The following is a 17,932-nucleotide window of genomic DNA, read 5'->3' as shown; positions in this document are numbered from 1 at the left end:
CTCAGGCGGGCCGGCGGACCACCAGGTGCGCCTCCCCGCCGCCCTCGTGGTGGGCGACGACCTCCAGCTCGCCGAACGCCGCCGGAAGCTCGCCGGGGGCGGCCCGGTACTGCCCGCCGGTGTCGCCGACCTCGGAGAGCACGGTGACCACCAGCAGCCCGCCGGGAGCGACGGCCGCGGCGAGCGCCGGGTAGAGCGCGGGGGCCCGGAACCGCTGGCAGACGACGACGTCGTACACGTCGTCGTCGGCGGGGAACCCGTGGTCGAGGTCCGCCTGGACCCAGCGGACCCGCCCGGGCGGCTGCTCGGCCGCGACGAGCGCCGCCCCGGCCGCGAGCCCGGCCGGCGAGACGTCCACCGCGACGACGTCGAGCCCCTGCGCGGCGAGCCACGCGGCGACGGACCCGCGGCCGCAGGCGACGTCGAGCGCCCGGCCGGTGGCCGGCAGCAGCCCGGTGTGCGGCCGCAGCGCGTCCGGTGGCTGCGGGGTGCCGACGCCGGCCGCGCGGTGCCGGGCGTCCCAACGCTCCTGGTCGTCGACGGCCACGGTCAGCTCGCGAGGGCCGTGACGACGGCTCCGGTGACGGCGTCGAGCGGGACGTCCTGCTGCTCGCCGGAGGCGAGGTCCTTGAGCCCGACGGTGCCGTTCTCGAGGTCGCGGTCGCCCAGGACCAGCGCGAACCGGGCGCCGGAGCGGTCCGCCGACTTCATCGCGCCCTTGAGGCCGCGCCCGCCGTAGGAGAGGTCGACCCGCACCCCGCGGGCCCGCAGCTCGGCCGCGACGACGACGAGCCTGCGCTTCGCGGCGTCGCCCAGCGGCACCCCGAACACCTCGGCCCGGGCGGTCGTCCACGGCTGCACGCCCTCGGCGGCGCAGGCCATCAGCGTCCGGTCGACGCCGATGCCGAACCCGACGCCGGACAGCTCCGGCCCGCCGAGGGTGGCCATCAGGCCGTCGTACCGGCCGCCGCCGCCGATCCCGGACTGGGCCCCGAGACCGTCGTGGACGAACTCGAAGGTCGTCTTCGTGTAGTAGTCCAGGCCGCGCACCATCCGCGGGTTCGCCGTGTAGGCGACGCCGAGGTCGTCGAGGTGCGCGAGGACCTGCGCGTGGTGCTCGGCCGACGCGTCGGACAGGTGGTCCATCAGCAGCGGGGCCCCCGCCATCGCCGCGCGCACCTCGGGTCGCTTGTCGTCGAGCACCCGCAGCGGGTTGATCGCGGCCCGCTCGCGGGTCGCCTCGTCGAGGTCCAGGCCGGACAGGAACTCCTGCAGCCGCTCGCGGTAGGCGGGACGGCACTCGGCGTCGCCGAGCGAGGTGAGCTCCAGCCGGTAGCCGGTCAGGCCGAGCGCCTTGAAGCCCTCGTCGGCGACCGCGATGACCTCGGCGTCGAGCGCGGGGTCGTCGACGCCGATCGCCTCGACGCCGACCTGCTGCAGCTGCCGGTACCGGCCGGCCTGCGGGCGCTCGTAGCGGAAGAACGGCCCGGCGTAACGCAGCTTGACCGGCAGCCCCTGCTTGTCGAGGTTGTGCTCGATCACCGACCGGACGACGCCTGCGGTGCCCTCCGGGCGCAGCGTCACCGACCGCTCGCCGCGGTCGGCGAAGGTGTACATCTCCTTGGAGACGACGTCGGTGGACTCCCCCACCCCGCGGGCGTACAGCCCGGTGTCCTCGAACACCGGGAGCTCGATGTAGCCGTACCCCGCCCGGGCGGCAGCCGCGGCGAGGGTGTCCCGGACATGGACGAAGCCCGCCGAATCCGTCGGAAGGTACTCCGGGATGCCCTTCGGCGCGGCGAACGGCTCGGGCTTGCGTGCCCGGGGCCCGTCCGCCCGCTGCTCGGTGGCGGTCACTGCAGGTCCACGTCCTCTCGTGCTGTCGTCCGGAAGCCCCTCCAGCCTAGGACCGCCGTCTCTCAGAATCCCTCTCAGGTCGCCCCGCTACCCTCCGTCGGAACGAATGATCAAGCAGGGAGTGGCGGAGCGTGGCGACGAACGAGCAGCGCCGGGAGGCGGCGAAGCGGAAGCTCGCTGCCCAGCAGGCCCACCGGGCCGAGCGGGCGGAGAAGCGGAAGCGGACGACGACGATCGCCGCCGTCGCGACGGTACTGGTCGTCGCGCTAGCCGCCGGGGGCGTCTACGCGCTGACCGCGGCGTGGGGCGGACCCGAGGAGGCCGCGCCGCCCGCCCAGGCGCAGGGTGACGGGCCGGACACCTCCGGCCTGCCCACGGTGCCGCTGCCGCAGCGGCCCACCGCGCTGCCCGCGTCGGTCGACTGCGCCTACGCGGCGTCGCCGGAGCCCGCCTCGAAGCCGGCCACCCCGCCCCCGGGCGGTCAGGTCTCCGCGGAGGGGCAGGTCCCCACGACGCTGCAGACCAGCGCGGGGACCATCGACCTCACCCTGGACCGGGCACTCGCGCCGTGCACCGTGAACAGCTTCGCGAACCTGGCGCAGCAGGGCTACTTCGACGGCACGTCGTGCCACCGGCTGACGACCAGCCCGGGCCTGCAGGTGCTGCAGTGCGGCGACCCGACCGGGCGCGGCAGCGGCGGCCCCGGCTACTCGTTCGCCGACGAGGTCTTCCCCGAGCTCACCTACGGCCGCGGGCTGCTCGCGATGGCCAACGCGGGCCCGGACACCAACGGCAGCCAGTTCTTCATGATCTACGGCGACGCCCAGCTCCCGCCGAACTACACCGTGTTCGGGTCCATCGGCCCGCAGGGGCTGTCGACCCTCGACACGGTCGCGAAGGGCGGCGAGTCGGTCGGGTCCGGTGACGGCACGCCGAACGTCCCGGTGGAGATCCAGGGCGCGACCGTCGGCTGAACGCCCACCCCCGCCCCGCACCGATGAGATCGCGGTGCGGGGGTGGTCCCTACCTGCGTCCGGGGGTCCACCCCGGGCGTGGTGGGGCCCGCTCGATGGCCGGGCGGGATCCGCCGCGACAGTCTGGGAACCGTCCGGAACGACCGCACGGCCCACCTGCCCCGCACCGAAAGGCGGCGATCATGTCCACCACCATCCGCCCCCTGCTCAGCCACCGGGACCGGGCCGTGCTGCGTGCGATCGCCGCGGACCGCTGCACCGTCACCGACGGCGAGTGCCACTCGCTCACGATCGACGGCGTGTGCTTCTGCGACCAGTTCGCCGGGGTGCGGCTGGCCGACGACGGGCTCGTCGAGGCGTCGGGCGCCGCCCCGCTGCGGCCGCACCTCACCGACGCGGGCCGCTCACTGCTCGCCGCCGCGTGACCGGTCAGGCCGCGCTGGTGACCCGGTAGACGTCGTACACGCCCTCGATGTTGCGCACCGCCTGCAACAGGTGCCCGAGGTGCTTCGGGTCGCCCATCTCGAACGAGAAACGGGAGACCGCCACCCGGTCCCGCGACGTCGTCGTCGACGCCGACAGGATGTTGACCTTCTCGTCGGCCAGGACCTTCGTGACGTCGGAGAGCAGCCGGTGCCGGTCCAGCGCCTCGACCTGGATCGCCACCAGGAACACCGACTCCGGCGACACCGACCAGGCGACGTCGACCAGCCGCTCCTCGCGGGCCGTGAGGTCACCCGCGTTGGTGCAGTCGGTGCGGTGCACGCTGATCCCGCCGCCGCGGGTCACGAAGCCGAGGATCTCGTCGCCCGGCACCGGGGTGCAGCAGCGGGCGAGCTTGACGTACAGGTCGCCCATCTCGTGGCCGTCGCCGTCCTGCACGACGACGCCGGCGTTCCCGGACGGCCGCCGGTGCCGGACCGTCGACGGCGTCGCCCGCTCGGCGAGCTCCTCCTCGGCCTCCTCCTCGCCGCCGAACCAGGCGACCAGGCGCTGCACCACGTGCTGGGCGCTGGCCTGGTGCTCGCCGACCGCGGCGTAGAGCGCGGAGACGTCGGAGTAGTGCATCTCCCGGGCGAGCGCGGACATGGCGTCGCCGGAGATGAGCCGCTGGAGCGGCATCCCGGTGCGGCGCGCCTCCCGGGTGATGGCCTCCTTGCCCTCCTCGACGGCCTCCTCGCGGCGCTCCTTCGCGAACCACTGCTTGATCTTCGCCTTGGCCCGCGGCGACTTGGCGATGGCGAGCCAGTCCCGGGACGGCCCCGCGTCCTCGGCCTTGGAGGTGAAGATCTCGACGACGTCGCCGGAGGAGAGCTGCCGTTCGAGCGCGACGAGCTTGCCGTTGACCCGCGAGCCGATGCAGCGGTGCCCGACCTCGGTGTGCACGGCGTAGGCCAGGTCGATCGGGGTGGACCCGGTGGGCAGGGTGACGACGTCGCCCTTCGGCGTGAAGACGAAGATCTCCCGGGCGGCGAGGTCGAAACGGAGCGAGTCGAGGAACTCGCCCGGGTCGGCGGCCTCCCGCTGCCAGTCGAGCAGCTGGCGCATCCACGCCATCTCCTCAACCTCGACCTCCTTGCTCTGGCCGCCCTTGATCTCCTTGTACCGCCAGTGCGCGGCGATGCCGTACTCCGCGGTGCGGTGCATCGCGTGCGTCCGGATCTGTACCTCGAGCGGCTTGCCGTCCGGGCCGATGACGGTGGTGTGCAGCGACTGGTAGACGCCGAACCGCGGCTGGGCGATGTAGTCCTTGAAGCGGCCGGGCATCGGCTGCCAGAGCGCGTGCACCATGCCGATCGCGGCGTAGCAGTCGCGGACCTCCTCGACCAGCACCCGCACGCCGACGAGGTCGTGGATGTCGTCGAAGTCGCGGCCCTTGACGATCATCTTGCGGTAGATCGAGTAGTAGTGCTTCGGCCGTCCCTCGACCTTCGCCGGGATCCGTGCCGAGTCGAGCTGGGAGGTCACCTCGTCGATGACCTGCCGCAGGTAGGTGTCCCGGGACGGCGCCCGGTCGGCGACCAGGCGGACGATCTCCTGGTACTTCTTCGGCTGCAGGATCGCGAACGACAGGTCCTCGAGCTCCAGCTTCACCGTGGCCATGCCGAGCCGGTGGGCGAGCGGGGCGAACACCTCGAGGGTCTCGTTCGCCTTCTTGACCTGCTTCTCCGGCCGCAGGAAGCGCATCGTGCGCATGTTGTGCAGCCGGTCGGACAGCTTGATGACCAGCACCCGCGGGTCCCGGGCCATCGCCACGACCATCTTGCGGATCGTCTCGGCCTCGGCCGCGGTGCCGAACTCGACCTTGTCCAGCTTCGTGACGCCGTCGACCAGGTGCGCGACCTCGTCGCCGAAGTCGGTGCGCAGCCGCTCCAGCGAGTAGTCGGTGTCCTCGACGGTGTCGTGCAGCAGGGCGGCGACCAGCGTCGTCGTGTCCATGCCCAGCTCGGCGAGGATCGTCGAGACGGCGAGCGGGTGGGTGATGTACGGGTCGCCGGACTTGCGGGTCTGGCCCTCGTGCTTCGACTCGGCGACGTCGTAGGCCCGCTGCAGGAGCATCAGGTCGGCCTTGGGGTGCAGCGAGCGGTGCACCGCGGCCAGCGGTTCCAGGACCGGCTTGACGATGGCGACCCGCTGCGGCGTCATCCGCCGGGCGATCCGGGCGCGGACCCGCCGGGTCGCGGACGGGCGGGGAGGCTCGTCGTCGGCGGGGGTCAGCGGCCGCGTCGCGGGATGGGCCGTCGTCCGGTCGACCTCGGTCACCGCACCTCCTGATCGTGCCGGTAGCGGGAGTGGTCCCGCCCCGAGGATAGTCCGCGGACCGTCCCGGGGCGGAACGTGTGCTCCTACGCGCTCAACAAGGCGTCCACCTGCAGGTCACCCAGCTTCGTGCGGCCGTTCAACGCGGTCAGCTCCATCAGCGTGCCGAAGCCGACGATGTCGGCCCCCGCGTCGGCGAGCAGCGCGCACGCCGCGGCGGCGGTGCCGCCGGTGGCCAGCACGTCGTCGACGACGTACACCCGGGTGCCCGGTTCGAGCACGCCGGCCGGGAGCTCCAGCGTCGCGGTGCCGTACTCCAGCTCGTAGCTGCGCGACGCGGCGACGGCGGGCAGCTTGCCTGCCTTGCGGACCGGCACCGTCCCGACGCCGGCGACGAGCGCGACCGCCGCCCCGAGCAGGAAGCCGCGCGCCTCGACCCCGACGACGACGTCGGCGTCGCCGGTGCGGGCGGCCAGCTCGGTGGTCACCGTCGCGAACGAGCCGCCGTGGGCGAGCACCGGGGTGATGTCGCGGAACAGCACCCCCGGCTGCGGGTAGTCGGGCACCGAGCGGACGAGGCCGGCGACCTGCAGCAGGTCCTCGGCGGACTCCCCGTCGATGCCGGGGCCGACCCGGATGCCGTCGACGGCGGTCACCGGCGCTTCCTGCCCGTCTTGCCGGTGGGGCGCACCCCGGGCCGCGGCGCGGCCGGGGCCGAGCGCGACGTGCTGCTCACCGCGGCGAACGTGTCGGTGGCGGGCTCGGCCGCGTCCGGCACCTCCTCACCGTCCCGGACGGCCGCGGCGCGGGCCCGGCGGGCGGCGACCCGCTCGGCCTGGTCGCGGAAGCGCCCGTCGCGCATCTTGATGTCGACCAGCACCGGGGTCGCCAGCAGGAGCGAGGAGACGACACCGGAGATCATGCCGACGAGCTGGACGAGCGCCAGGTCGGCGAGCGTGCCGACGCCGAGCAGCCCGACGCCGATCACCAGCAGGCCCAGTACCGGCAGGATCGCGATGAGCGAGGTGTTCATCGACCGCATCAGCGTCTGGTTGAGCGCCTGGTTCGCGGCCTCGGCGTAGCTGCGGCGGGTCAGCTTGAGCAGCCCGCGCGAGTTCTCCCGCACCTTGTCGAACACGACGACGGTGTCGTAGAGCGAGAACCCGAGGATCGTCAGGAGCCCGATCACCGTCGCCGGTGTGACCTCGAGGCCGATGATCGAGTAGACGCCCGCGGTGACGACGATGTCGTTGATCAGCGCCACCAGCGCCGCCGCGGCCATCGCCCGCTCGAAGTAGACCGCCAGGAAGATCGTGACCAGCACGATGAAGACCAGCAGCGCGATCAGTGCCTGGGTGGTGACCTCACCGCCCCAGGTGCCCGAGACCTGGGAGTCGCTGATCGCGGCCTCGCTCGGGACGCCGCCCCCGCCGATCGGCTGGAGCTGCTGGAACAGCGCCTCCCGCAGCGGGACGAGCTGCTCCGGGGTCAGCGGCTCGGACTGGATCACGATCGACGCCGAGTCCCCGGTCCCGACGGCCTGGCTGACCTCGGGGGCGGTCCCGACGACGTCGGTGTAGATCCGGTCGACCTGCTCGACGCTGATGGGCCCGTTCGCACCGGTGGCCGGCAGCTGGATCTGCGATCCGCCGGTGAAGTCGATGCCGAGGTTGAACCCGCCGAACACCAGCGACAGCACGCAGACCGCGAGCAGCACGCCGAACCCGATGTACCAGAGCTTCTTCCGGCCGACGATGTCGGCGCTCGCGGTGCCGGTGGTGAGCCGGGTCCAGCCCGACGTCCGCTCGGGGGCCGTCATGCTCCCGCTCCCTTCCCGCTGGTGGCACGCTGCCCGACGGCGGGTTTGTCCCGCCGGTGCCGGGCACCGATCCGGTCGACCGCCGCGAGCCCGGACAGGCCGGGCCTGCCCAGCGACTTCGACCGGGAGATCAGCACGACCAGCGGGAACGTCACCAGGAAGACCACGACCAGGTCGAGGACGGTGGACATGCCGAGGGTGAAGGCGAACCCGCGGACCTCACCGACGGCCAGGATGTAGAGCACGGCCGCGGCCAGGAAGCTGACCGCGTCGGCCGTGAGGATCGTCCGTCTGGCCCGTTCCCACGAGCGCGGGACCGCCGAGCGGAACGTCCGGCCCTCCCGCATCTCGTCCTTCAGGCGTTCGAAGAAGATCACGAACGAGTCCGCGGTGATGCCGATCGCGATGATGAAGCCGGCGACGCCCGCGAGATCGAGGGTGAACCCGATCCACCGCCCGAGCAGGATCAGGACGGCGTACACGACCACGCCGGACAGGACCAGCGACAGGATCGTCAGCAGCCCGAGCAGCCGGTAGTAGAACAGGCAGTAGACGAAGACCAGGGCGAGGCCGACCGCACCGGCGATCAGTCCGGCCTCCAACGAGGCCAGGCCGAGCGTCGCGGACACGGTCTGTGCGGTGCCCGGGTCGAAGGCCAGCGGCAGCGAGCCGTATCGCAGGGTCTGCGCCAGGTCCTGGGCGCGTTCCTGGTTGAACTGCCCGCTGATCTGGGTCTGGCCGTAGATCGGCTGGTTGATCGAGGGCGCGGACACCACGTCGCCGTCGAGGACGAACGCGACGTTCTTCCCGACGTTGGCGGTCGTGTACTGGCCCCACGTCTCGGCGCCCTGCGGCTTGAAGGTCAGGCCGACCGCCCAGCCGGCGGCGCCCTGGCTCTGCTGCGGCTGCGCGGACGCGATCTCGGTGCCCTCGAGGAAGGACGGGCCGAGGATGTACTTGGTCGTGCCGTCCTCACCGCAGGTGACCAGCGGCTGGGCCGGGTCGTCGTAGCCCTGCAGCGGATCCGGGCCCGCGCAGTTCAGCGCGAGCAGTGCCTGCACCTGGGTGGCCTGGTCGCTGCTCTGCCGGGTCGCGCGCAGCTGCTCGACCTCGGCGGCGACCCGCGGGTCGGTCGGGGTCGCGGCGCCGGTCGGGCCCGGGGGTTCGGGCGCGGGCGGCGGGTCCTGCAGCGGGGAGCTCTGCGCCACCGGGGCGACGGCGCGGCTCTGCTCGCCGGCCGCCCCCATCCCCTGCGGCTGCGGTGCCGCGGGAGCCTGGCCCGCCGGCGCCCCGGCCGGTTCCTGGCCGGGCTGCGCGCCGGGGGCGGGCTGGCCGCCGGGCGCCGGCTGCTGCTGCGCGGCCGGGTCCGCGGGGATCGGTCCCTCGACGACCTCGCGGAACCGCAGCTGGGCGGTCTGGCCGAGCGACCGGGCCTGCTCGCCCTGGTCGCCGGGGACGGTGATGACGATGTTGCTGCCGTCCAGCTGGACCTCGGCGCCGCTGACACCGAGCCCGTTGACGCGCTGCTCGATGATCGACTCGGCCTGGACCAGCTGGTCGCGCGGCGGCGGCTGCCCGTCGACGGCGCGGGCGGTGAGCGTGACGCGGGTTCCGCCCTGCAGGTCGATGCCCAGCTTCGGCGTGAGGTTCCCGCCCCCGGTGAAGAGCACCAGGGTGTAGAGGATCACGACGATGCCCAGGAAGGCGGTCAGGTAGCGCCAGGGGCGCACACGCTGCTGCCCCGACGACGTTGCCACGTGGTGTTCTCCCGAATCCGACTCGCGAGGCGGCCTCGGCCGGCCTGCCTCACGGCCTGCTCACCCGGCCAGGCCGGCCCGGGTGCCGGGCCCGGCCGTGGCGCCGGGGCCGCCGGAGCGGGCCTCGGGGCCCGCTCCCGACGTGCTCAGTGGATCGTCGGCTTGTTCTCCGACTGCTCAGACTGCTCGGTCTTCTCGGACGGTGCCGTCTCGGCCTGCTCGTCGGCGGGCTCGTCGGCGGCGACCTTCTCCCGGATCGCGGCGCGCAGCCACGTGGTGACCACACCGTCGGCGATCTCGAGGTCGATCGTGTCCTCGTACGAGGCGTCGACGATCGTGCCCCGCAGCCCGGACGTGGTGACGACGACGTCGCCGTCCTCCAGCGCCTGCTGCATCGCCTGCGTCTCCGCCATCTGCCTGCGCTGCTTGCGGCCGTTCAGGAACAGCGGCACGAACAGCAGCAGGATGATGAGGAAGGGCAGCAGGGACAGCAGGCCCGAACCACCGGCCTCCTGCGCAAGGTTCAGATCCATCGTGCGGGTTCTCCGTCTCGTCTCGTAATCGTGAGTGTGCCAGCCGGGGCGGACACCGACGGGCGGGGCCCTCCCGGGCCTGGACCGCTCGTCGCGGTGCACCGGGGCCGAGCGGCGCCCCGGGCGCCCGGCCCGCGAGGTAACGGGCCGGATGCCCGGATCGTTCCGGCGGCGTGTTCGCCGGACACCGGGGCTCCGCGCGCCGTCCGGGTGCTCCCGCGCGGTGTGCGGACGGTCCAGCATGCCCCCGGCGGCCCCGGACGTGTGCCCGATCCGTTCGGTCCGTCCGGATCCTCCCATGCGACCGCCGGACCCGGACGCCCGCTCTCACCCACACGCCGTAGCGGACCGGCACGGAGCCGGCCCGGAGCCGGCCCGGCCGGTGCCGGGAGGACCGGCGGGACCGTCAGAAGAGCGGGTCGATGCGGTGCCCGGCCGGGGCGTCGGCCGGCGGGGTGAGCCCGAGGTGCGTCCAGGCGAGCGGGGTCGCGACCCGGCCGCGCGGGGTGCGGGCGAGCATCCCGGCCCGCACCAGGTACGGCTCGCAGACCTCCTCGACGGTGCCCGCGTCCTCCCCCACCGCGACGGCGAGCGTGGAGACGCCGACCGGCCCGCCGTGGAACGAGCGGACCAGCGCGGACAGCACGGCGCGGTCGAGGCGGTCGAGGCCGAGCTCGTCGACGTCGTAGACGGCGAGGGCGGCGCGGGCGACCTCGCGGTGGATGACGCCGTCGGCCCGGACCTCCGCGAAGTCCCGCACCCGGCGCAGCAGCCGGTTCGCGACCCGCGGGGTGCCCCGGCAGCGCCCGGCGATCTCCTCCGCACCGTCGGCACGCAGGTCGATGCCGAGGATCCCCGCGGCGCGGTGCAGGACGTGCTCGAGCTCGAGGTCCTCGTAGAACTCCATGTGCCCGGTGAAGCCGAACCGGTCGCGCAACGGCCCGGTCAGCGACCCGGCCCGCGTGGTGGCCCCGACCAGGGTGAAGGGGGCGACGTCGAGCGGGATCGACGTCGCACCCGGTCCCTTGCCGACGACGACGTCGACCCGGAAGTCCTCCATCGCCAGGTACAGCATCTCCTCGGCGGGCCGGGCCGTGCGGTGGATCTCGTCGATGAACAGGACGTCGCCCGGCACGAGGTTGGACAGCATCGCCGCGAGATCGCCCGCGCGTTCCAGCGCGGGCCCGGAGGTGAGCCGGATCGAGGCGCCCAGCTCCTGGGCGACGATCATCGCGAGGCTGGTCTTGCCGAGGCCGGGCGGACCGGAGAGCAGGATGTGGTCCGGTGGGTCGCCGCGACGGCGTGCGCCCTCCAGCACGAGCTCGAGCTGCTCGCGGACCCGCGGCTGCCCGACGAACTCGTCCAGCGACCGCGGGCGCAGCGACGCCTCGACGTCGGCCTCCCCCGGCTGCGCGACGGCGTCGATCTCGCGGACCCGGTCGAACGCGTCGGCGTACGGGTCCGCCGCGGGCTCCGGCTCCGGTGTCACCGCGACCGGCCCAGCGACGACAGCGCCGTGCGCAGCAGCCCGCTCGCGGAGGTGTCGGGCTGCTCGGCCAGCACCCCGTCGACGGCCTGCTCGGCCGGTCGCTGCGGGAACCCGAGCCCGAGCAGCGCCTCGACGACCTGCTCCCGCACGCCGAGGACCGGCGACGGCGCCGCCGCGGAGGTGGCCCCGGCCGGGGCGGCGGCGGGTGCGGTCACCTTGTCGCGCAGCTCCACGACCAGCCGCTCGGCGCTCTTCCGCCCGACGCCCGGGATCCGGGTGAGGACGGCGAGGTCCCCGTCGGCGAGGGCGCGGCGCAGCGTGTCCGGCTCCAGCACGGCGATGGTGGCGAGCGCCAGCCGCGGCCCGATGCCCGAGACCGTCTGCAGGAGGAGGAAGAGCTCGCGCTCCTCGGTGTCGGCGAACCCGAACAGGGTCAGCGACTCCTCACGCACCACCAGGGTGGTGGCGAGCCGGGTCTCCTCGCCCCGGCGGAGCCCGCCGAGCGTCGACGGCGTGGCGTGCACCGCGAGCCCGACCCCGCCCACCTCGACGACGACGTGGTCGAGCCCGATCTCCAGGACCGGGCCGCGCACCGAGTGGATCACCGAGGGGTCCCCTTCCAGGAGTTCGTCCGCCGCGGGACGCTACCGGGGGCCTCCGGGGCGCCCGGCGCGGCCGTACCGCGCCGCGCACCGCCGGGTCCCCCACGGGCCGGGCGGGCCGCCGGGCCGCCGGGCCGCCCCGTGGACGCCTGCCAGGCACCGCCGGACCGCTCGGCCGCCGCCCGGGCCGCGGCCCACTGGGCGGCCGCCGTCGGTGCGGCACCGTCGTCGGCGGCCTGCGCCTGGGCCAGCCGGGCCCGGTGGGTCGCCGCCAGCTCGTCGGCCCGTGCCCGGGCCTGCGCCATCCGGTCGAGCATCGGCGAGCGCCAGCAGTGGCAGATCGCGAGCGCCAGGGCGTCCGCCGCGTCGGCGGGCTTCGGCGGTGTGTCCAGGCCCAGCACCTTGGTCACCATCGTCGTCACCTGGGCCTTCCCGGCACGGCCCTCGCCGGTCACCGCGGCCTTGACCTCGCTGGGGGTGTGGAACGCGACCGGCAGCCCCGCGCGCGCCGCGACCAGCGCGACGACGCCGCTGGCCTGCGCGGTGCCCATCACCGTGCGGACGTTGTGCTGGCTGAACACCCGCTCGACGGCGATCACGTCCGGCCGGTGGCGGGCGATCCAGCGCTCCACCTCGTCGGCCACGGTCAGCAGCCGGCGCTCCAGCGCGAGGTCGGTCCCGCTGCGCACGACCCCGACGTCGACGAACGAGACCGAGCGCCCCTCCCCCGACTCGACGACACCGATCCCGCACCGGGTCAGGCCGGGGTCGACCCCGAGCACCCGCACCGCGTCACACCCTTCCCGCACGTCCGTTCGAACCCCGCACGCTACCGGCCGTCCGCCGGCAGCCCGGCCGGGGCGCGCCGCGACTCGCCCGTCCGTGCCCGGCCCGCCGGTGGGAAAGACCCGGATGGCAGGGTGCGCGGGTGACGTCCTTCCTCCGCCGGTCCGCGCTCGTCTGGGCGGCGGTCCTGCTGGTGGTCCTGGTGGGTGCGTTCCGCCCGGAGACGCCGGTGATCGGGTTCGCCGGGTCGTTCGTCACCGGGCAGTACCCGCTGCACGCCGCGATCGCGGCCGTCCTCGGCATCCTGATCGGGCTGGCGGCGCGCAAGGCCGGGGCCCCGGTCGTCGGCTGGGCGACGGCGACGGTCGCCCTCGCCGTCACCGTCGGGATGGTGACGGTGCTCGCCGCGCAGGGCCGCGCCGCGGCCGGGGAGGGCGTGCGGCTGGACTGGACGTCCGCGCTCACCGGGATCGGGCAGCCGTCCGGGAACCCGGACCGCACCGTCGAGTACGCGCCGGGCCGCTCGATGGACCTCTACCTGCCCGCCGGGCCGGGCCCGCACCCGACGATGGTGTGGACGCACGGCGGCAGCTGGACCAGCGGCGACCGCACCGACCGGACGGCGATGCACCGCTGGCTGGCCGACCGCGGCTGGGCGGTCGCGGCGATCGACTACCGGTTCCCGCCGCCCGAGCCGATCGGCCGGGAGCAGCAGCGCGACGTGGCCTGCGCCGTCGACCGGATCCGGTCCGGCGCCGAGGGCGAGCTCGATCCGGGCAGGCTGGTCCTCGGCGGGCAGTCCGCGGGCGCCACGCTGGCCCTCGGCGCCGCGTCGGGCCTGCTCGACGGCACGCTCGCCTGCTCGGAGGCCCCTGCGGCGTTCGGCGGGACCGGTCCGGCCGACGCCCCGCCGCCGGCGCCGGGGCCGCCGCCGGTGGGCGTCGTCGCGTTCCACCCGCCGGTCGACCTCACCCTGATCGACCCCGGCCTGCAGCAGACCCTGCTCGGCGGTGCCGCCGCCGACGCCCCGGGCCTGCTGCGGCTGCTCTCCCCCGCCGAGCAGGTGCGCCCCGAGCTGCCGCCGACCCTGATCCTCCTGGGCTCCGCCGACCACTACGTGTTCCCGGACCGGGTCGTCGCCTACGACGCCGAGCTGCGCGCCGCCGGCGTGCCCGGCCGCCTGGTCACCGTCCCCTACGCCGACCACGTCTTCGACCGTCCCTTCGGCAGTCCGGGCGCCCAGCTCGCCCGGGAGGCCGTGCTCCGGTTCCTCACGGACCCGGACTGACCCGCCGATGGCCGGGACCCGGATCGAGATCGTCGCGCTGCTGGTCTCGCCCCAGCACGCGTACGAGGGACGGCCGTCCGACGGGCCCCGCCCGGACCCGGAGCCGCTGCGCCGCACGGAGGTGACCGTCCGCGCGGGGCACGGCATCGTCGGCGACCGCTACGCCGGCCGGCCCGCGCACCGCCGGGCCGCCGTGACCCTGTTCGCGGCCGAGGCCCTCGACCACACCGGTGCGCTCCTGGGCGTCGAGGCGACACCGGAGGCGGCCCGGCGGAACGTCGTGCTGCGCGGCGCCGACGTCGACGCCCTCGACGCCGTGGGCCGGGACGGCCACGGCGCGCTGGTCGCACTCGACTCCGGTGCGGGTCCGGTCCGGTTCCGGGTGCACCGGCCGGCTCGCCCGTGCCGCTGGATGGACACGGCGATCGGCGACGGCGCGTGGGCGGCGTTGCGCGAGCGGGGCGGGGTGCGCTGCGAGCCCCTCGACGACGGCGTCCTCCGCGTCGGCGGGGCCGTCCTGACCGTCCTCGAACCGGCTGCGGCCTGACGCGACGGCCGGCACCACCCGACGCCGTCGCGCGACCGCCCACCGGGGCCGTGGCACCGCCCGTCGGCGGGCGTAACGGCAGGCCGGGGCGCGGCGAGCCGGAACCCGACGTCCCCGACGGGAGGTACCCGATGTCGCCGGTCCTCGCCCCGCACCGCCCCGCCGACCACCGGCGGGCCGCCCCCGGCATCCGGATCGTGATGCTGCTCGGCCTGCCCGGTGGCCGCCCGGCGTGGACCACACGCTCGGCGCGGATCACCGGCCTGCTGCTCACCCTCGCCGGGATCGAGGCCGACGGCGTGACGCTGCCCGTCCCGCTCGCCGACCGGCACGCGCTGCGGGCCTGGGCCCGCTCCGCGGAACCGGCCCTGCTGGCCGCGGCCGCACCGGAGCACGGGTCCCGGGCGGTGTTCGCCGTCGACCTCGACGACGTCGACGTCCTCGCCGCCGCCGGGCGGGCGCTCGCCGACCTGCTGCGCCGGGAGCGGGCGCCGATGCTGCGGTGCGGCCACCACGCCGGCGACCCCGTCACCGGTGCGCTGCACCGCGAGGCGCTGCGGCAGGACGTCGCGGCCGAGCAGCTCGTCGCCGAGCTGGGGCGGGCGGCCCGCCTGCTCGCACCCGCCCACCTGCGGCCCCGTGCCCCGGAGTTCGCCGGGTCGTGACCGGTCAGTGCGCGGCGGCGTCCCAGCTGCGGCCGTAGCCGACCGACACCTCGAGCGGCACCGAGAGGTCGGCGGCGGCCGCCATCTCCCGCCGGACCAGCGCCTCGCAGGTCTCGCGCTCGCCGTCGGCCACCTCGAGCACGAGCTCGTCGTGGACCTGCAGCAGCATCCGGCTCCGCAGTCCCTCGGCCGACAGTGCCCGGCGCACCCCGAGCATCGCCACCTTGATGATGTCCGCGGCACTGCCCTGGATCGGCGCGTTGAGCGCCATCCGCTCGGCCATCTCCCGGCGCTGGCGGTTGTCGCTGGTCAGGTCGGGCAGGTAGCGGCGACGGCCGAGGATGGTCGCGGTGTAGCCGTCCTTGCGGGCCTGGTCGACGACGCCCGCCAGGTAGTCGCGCACCCCGCCGAACCCGGCGAAGTAGTCGTCCATCAGGCCCTTGGCCTCGTCGGTGGAGATCCGCAGCTGCCCGGACAGGCCGTAGGCCGACAACCCGTAGGCCAGGCCGTAGTTCATCGCCTTGATCTTGGCGCGCTGCTCGACCGACACCCCGGCCGCCTCGACGCCGAACACCCGGGCCGCGGTCTCGGCGTGGAAGTCGTGCTGCGAGCGGAAGGCCTCGATCAGCGCCTCGTCCTCGGACAGGTGCGCCATGATCCGCATCTCGATCTGGCTGTAGTCCGCGGTCATCAGCTCCGCGTAGGCCCCGCCCTCCGGCCCGGTCCCGACGACGAACGCGTCCCGGATGCGGCGGCCGGCCGCGGTGCGGATCGGCACGTTCTGCAGGTTCGGGTCGGTCGACGAGAGCCGGCCGGTCGCCGCGATCGTCTGCGAGTAGGTGGTGTGGATGCGGCCGTCGTCGGCGACGGACTTGATCAGCCCGTCGACGGTGACCTTCAGCCGGGTCGCGTCCCGGTGCTGCAGCAGGAACTGCAGGAACTCGTGACCGGTCTGCTCGTAGAGGCTCTGCAGCGCGTCCGCGTCGGTGGTGTAGCCGGTCTTGGTGCGCTTGGTCTTCGGCATCTCCAGCTCGTCGAACAGCACCACCTGGAGCTGCTTCGGCGACCCGAGGTTGATCTCCTTGCCGATCACCCGGTACGCGTTCTGCGCGGCCTCGCGGACCTGGCCGCCGAAGTCGGACTCCAGGTCCGAGAGCGTCTCGGAGTCGACCGCGATCCCGGCCGCCTCGCAGTCGGCGAGGACGAACGCCAGCGGGAGCTCCAGGTCGGCGAGGAGCTCGGTGCCGCCCCGCTCGGCGAGCTCGGTGTCGAGGGCGTCGGCCAGCTCGGCGATCGCCGACGCGGCCAACATCTCCTGCTGCGCGGCCTGCGCGTCCGCCTCGTCGGCCCCGCCGAGCAGGGACAGCTGCCCGTCGGCCGGCTCCTCGGTGCGCAGCTCGCGGCGCAGGTAGCGCAGTGCCAGGTCGGCCAGGTCGAAGGTCCGCTGCCCCGGCCGCGCCAGGTACGCGGCGAGCGCGGTGTCGCTGGTCAGCCCGGCCAGCGACCAGCCGCGGGACCGCAGCGCGTGCAGGACGGCCTTCACGTCGTGCGCGGCCTTGGGCACGTCGGCGTCGGCGAGCCAGTCGCCGAGTGCGGCCTCGTCGTCCGGGGTGAGACCGGCGAGACCGAGGTAGCCGGCCCGGGGGACGCCCGCCGTCGCCCCGGCCGCGCGCTGCTCGACCGTCGGCTCCCCGACCGCCAGCACGATCCCCGCGACGTCGCGGCCCGCGACCGGCCCGGCGACCCCGGCGAAGCTCAGCGCGATCCGCCGCCCGTCGCGGGCGTGGGCGTCGAGCCAGGACCGCACCGACCCCGGCTCGACGACCTCCGCGGAGATCTCGAAGCCCTCCTCGGCCTCCGGCTCGGCCGACGACAGCGTGGAGAACAGGCGCTCGCGCAGCACCCGGAACTCGAGCTCGTCGAACAGGCGGTGCACCGCGTCGCGGTCCCAGGCGCGCACCTCGAGCTGCTCCGGGCCCGCACCGAGGTCGACGTCGCGGACCAGCTCGGTGAGCTGCCGGTTCAGCAGCACGTTGGCCAGGTTGGCCCGCAGGTTGTCGCCTGCCTTGCCCTTCACCTCGTCGACCCGGTCGGTCAGCTCGGCGAGCGAGCCGAACTCGCGGACCCACTTCGCCGCCGTCTTCTCACCGACCCCCGGGATCGAGGGCAGGTTGTCCGACGGGTCGCCGCGCAACGCCGCGAAGTCGGGGTACTGGGTCGGGGTCAGCCCGTAGCGCTTGTCGACCTCGGCCGGGTCGATCCGGCCCAGGTCGGACACGCCGCGCTTCGGGTAGAGCACCGTGACGTCCTCGGTGACCAGCTGGAACGCGTCCCGGTCGCCGGTGGTGATGAGCACCTGGAAGCCCTGGCCCTCGGCCTGCGTCGCGAGGGTGGCGATGAGGTCGTCGGCCTCGAAGCCGTCGACCGCGAACACCGGGATGTTCAGCGCACCCAGGACCTCCTTGATGAGGTCGATCTGGCCGCGGAAGTCGTCCGGCGTGGTCGTCCGGTTCGCCTTGTAGTCGGCGAACCGCTCGGAGCGGAACGTCTTCCGGGAGACGTCGAACGCCACCGCCAGGTGCGTCGGCTCCTCGTCGCGCAGCAGGTTGATCAGCATCGAGGTGAAGCCGTAGACCGCGTTCGTGGTCTGCCCGGTGCCGGTGCGGAAGTTCTCCGCGGGCAACGCGAAGAACGCCCGGTAGGCCAGGGAGTGACCGTCGAGCAGCAGCAGGCGCGGCCGGTCCGGGGCCTTCCTGCCGGACGATCCCGGGGCCTTCTGCTGCGCCCCCTTCTTCGGGGTGCTCTCCGTCGCGGTGCTCATCGGCGGCGAGTGTAGAACCGACCCCCGACAACGA

Annotated in this window: 15 protein-coding genes and 1 pseudogene; 5 read left to right on the top strand and 11 right to left on the bottom strand. The window is 74.5% G+C overall.

The genetic code is table 11. The features are described 5' to 3' along the window. Position 1: 1 nt before the first annotated feature. Both AD017_RS24435 and hisS read right to left on the bottom strand, forming a co-directional pair. Positions 2–547, bottom strand: a complete 546-nt coding sequence (locus tag AD017_RS24435; protein ID WP_060575690.1) for a bifunctional 2-polyprenyl-6-hydroxyphenol methylase/3-demethylubiquinol 3-O-methyltransferase UbiG — start codon at positions 545–547, stop codon at positions 2–4. 2 nt (positions 548–549) lie between these two features. Continuing rightward, positions 550–1,857, bottom strand: coding sequence for a histidine--tRNA ligase (gene hisS / locus AD017_RS24430; protein ID WP_010228310.1), 1,308 nt, complete (start codon positions 1,855–1,857; stop codon positions 550–552). A 131-nt stretch (positions 1,858–1,988) separates the two neighbouring features. Between hisS and AD017_RS37270 the strand changes: the two genes are divergently transcribed. Both AD017_RS37270 and AD017_RS24420 read left to right on the top strand, forming a co-directional pair. Next, on the top strand, positions 1,989–2,831 hold the full coding sequence (locus tag AD017_RS37270; protein ID WP_060575689.1) for a peptidylprolyl isomerase: 843 nt from the start codon (positions 1,989–1,991) through the stop codon (positions 2,829–2,831). Positions 2,832–3,013: 182 nt separating this feature from the next. Further along, entirely contained in the window at positions 3,014–3,256 is a 243-nt protein-coding gene (locus AD017_RS24420) for a hypothetical protein (protein ID WP_010228314.1), read from the top strand. Positions 3,257–3,260: 4 nt separating this feature from the next. Here the strand turns inward: AD017_RS24420 and AD017_RS24415 are convergent, their stop codons facing one another. From AD017_RS24415 to ruvC, 8 genes and pseudogenes are all read right to left on the bottom strand, one after another. Further along, positions 3,261–5,549, bottom strand: a complete 2,289-nt coding sequence (locus tag AD017_RS24415) for a bifunctional (p)ppGpp synthetase/guanosine-3',5'-bis(diphosphate) 3'-pyrophosphohydrolase (RefSeq protein WP_029239437.1) — start codon at positions 5,547–5,549, stop codon at positions 3,261–3,263. Positions 5,550–5,677: 128 nt separating this feature from the next. Further along, positions 5,678–6,247 (bottom strand): adenine phosphoribosyltransferase, encoded by a 570-nt coding sequence (locus AD017_RS24410; protein WP_010228317.1) that lies wholly within the window; start codon positions 6,245–6,247, stop codon positions 5,678–5,680. After that, positions 6,244–7,410, bottom strand: a complete 1,167-nt coding sequence (secF, locus tag AD017_RS24405; protein WP_060575688.1) for a protein translocase subunit SecF — start codon at positions 7,408–7,410, stop codon at positions 6,244–6,246. Before secF ends, AD017_RS24410 begins: the two co-directional genes overlap by 4 nt. Next, complete coding sequence (secD, locus tag AD017_RS24400) at positions 7,407–9,167, bottom strand: protein translocase subunit SecD (RefSeq protein ID WP_060575687.1); 1,761 nt, start codon at positions 9,165–9,167, stop codon at positions 7,407–7,409. Before secD ends, secF begins: the two co-directional genes overlap by 4 nt. Positions 9,168–9,313: 146 nt before the next feature. Beyond that, positions 9,314–9,700 (bottom strand): preprotein translocase subunit YajC, encoded by a 387-nt coding sequence (yajC, locus tag AD017_RS24395; RefSeq protein WP_010236957.1) that lies wholly within the window; start codon positions 9,698–9,700, stop codon positions 9,314–9,316. A gap of 406 nt (positions 9,701–10,106) precedes the next feature. Beyond that, complete coding sequence (gene ruvB / locus AD017_RS24390; RefSeq protein WP_060576590.1) at positions 10,107–11,126, bottom strand: Holliday junction branch migration DNA helicase RuvB; 1,020 nt, start codon at positions 11,124–11,126, stop codon at positions 10,107–10,109. 59 nt (positions 11,127–11,185) lie between these two features. Beyond that, the gene (gene ruvA / locus AD017_RS24385; protein ID WP_060575686.1) at positions 11,186–11,794 is read right to left on the bottom strand and encodes a Holliday junction branch migration protein RuvA; all 609 of its coding nucleotides are present in this window, start codon (positions 11,792–11,794) and stop codon (positions 11,186–11,188) included. Between the two features lie 194 nt (positions 11,795–11,988). After that, positions 11,989–12,579: pseudogene (ruvC, locus tag AD017_RS24380) on the bottom strand (crossover junction endodeoxyribonuclease RuvC); the annotation flags it as partial. Positions 12,580–12,719: 140 nt separating this feature from the next. Between ruvC and AD017_RS24375 the strand changes: the two are divergent. The 3 genes from AD017_RS24375 to AD017_RS24365 all read left to right on the top strand — a co-directional run bounded on the left by AD017_RS24375 (position 12,720) and on the right by AD017_RS24365 (position 15,077). After that, entirely contained in the window at positions 12,720–13,865 is a 1,146-nt protein-coding gene (locus tag AD017_RS24375) for an alpha/beta hydrolase (protein WP_060575685.1), read from the top strand. Positions 13,866–13,872: 7 nt separating this feature from the next. Further along, a complete protein-coding gene (locus tag AD017_RS24370; RefSeq protein WP_060575684.1) occupies positions 13,873–14,412 on the top strand; it encodes an MOSC domain-containing protein in 540 nt (179 codons plus the stop codon). Between the two features lie 131 nt (positions 14,413–14,543). Beyond that, on the top strand, positions 14,544–15,077 hold the full coding sequence (locus tag AD017_RS24365) for a hypothetical protein (RefSeq protein ID WP_060575683.1): 534 nt from the start codon (positions 14,544–14,546) through the stop codon (positions 15,075–15,077). Between the two features lie 4 nt (positions 15,078–15,081). On the opposite strand, the gene polA is transcribed toward AD017_RS24365, so the two are convergent. Continuing rightward, positions 15,082–17,898 carry a DNA polymerase I gene (gene polA, locus AD017_RS24360; protein WP_082538298.1) on the bottom strand — a complete coding sequence of 939 codons (2,817 nt, stop codon included), beginning with the start codon at positions 17,896–17,898 and terminating at the stop codon, positions 15,082–15,084. Positions 17,899–17,932: the final 34 nt, after the last annotated feature.

The sequence above is a fragment of the Pseudonocardia sp. EC080619-01 genome, from assembly GCF_001420995.1.
GTDB lineage: Bacteria > Actinomycetota > Actinomycetes > Mycobacteriales > Pseudonocardiaceae > Pseudonocardia.
The sequence above is the reverse complement of the archived record's forward strand: the minus strand, read 5'-3'. Positions and strand labels throughout refer to the sequence as shown.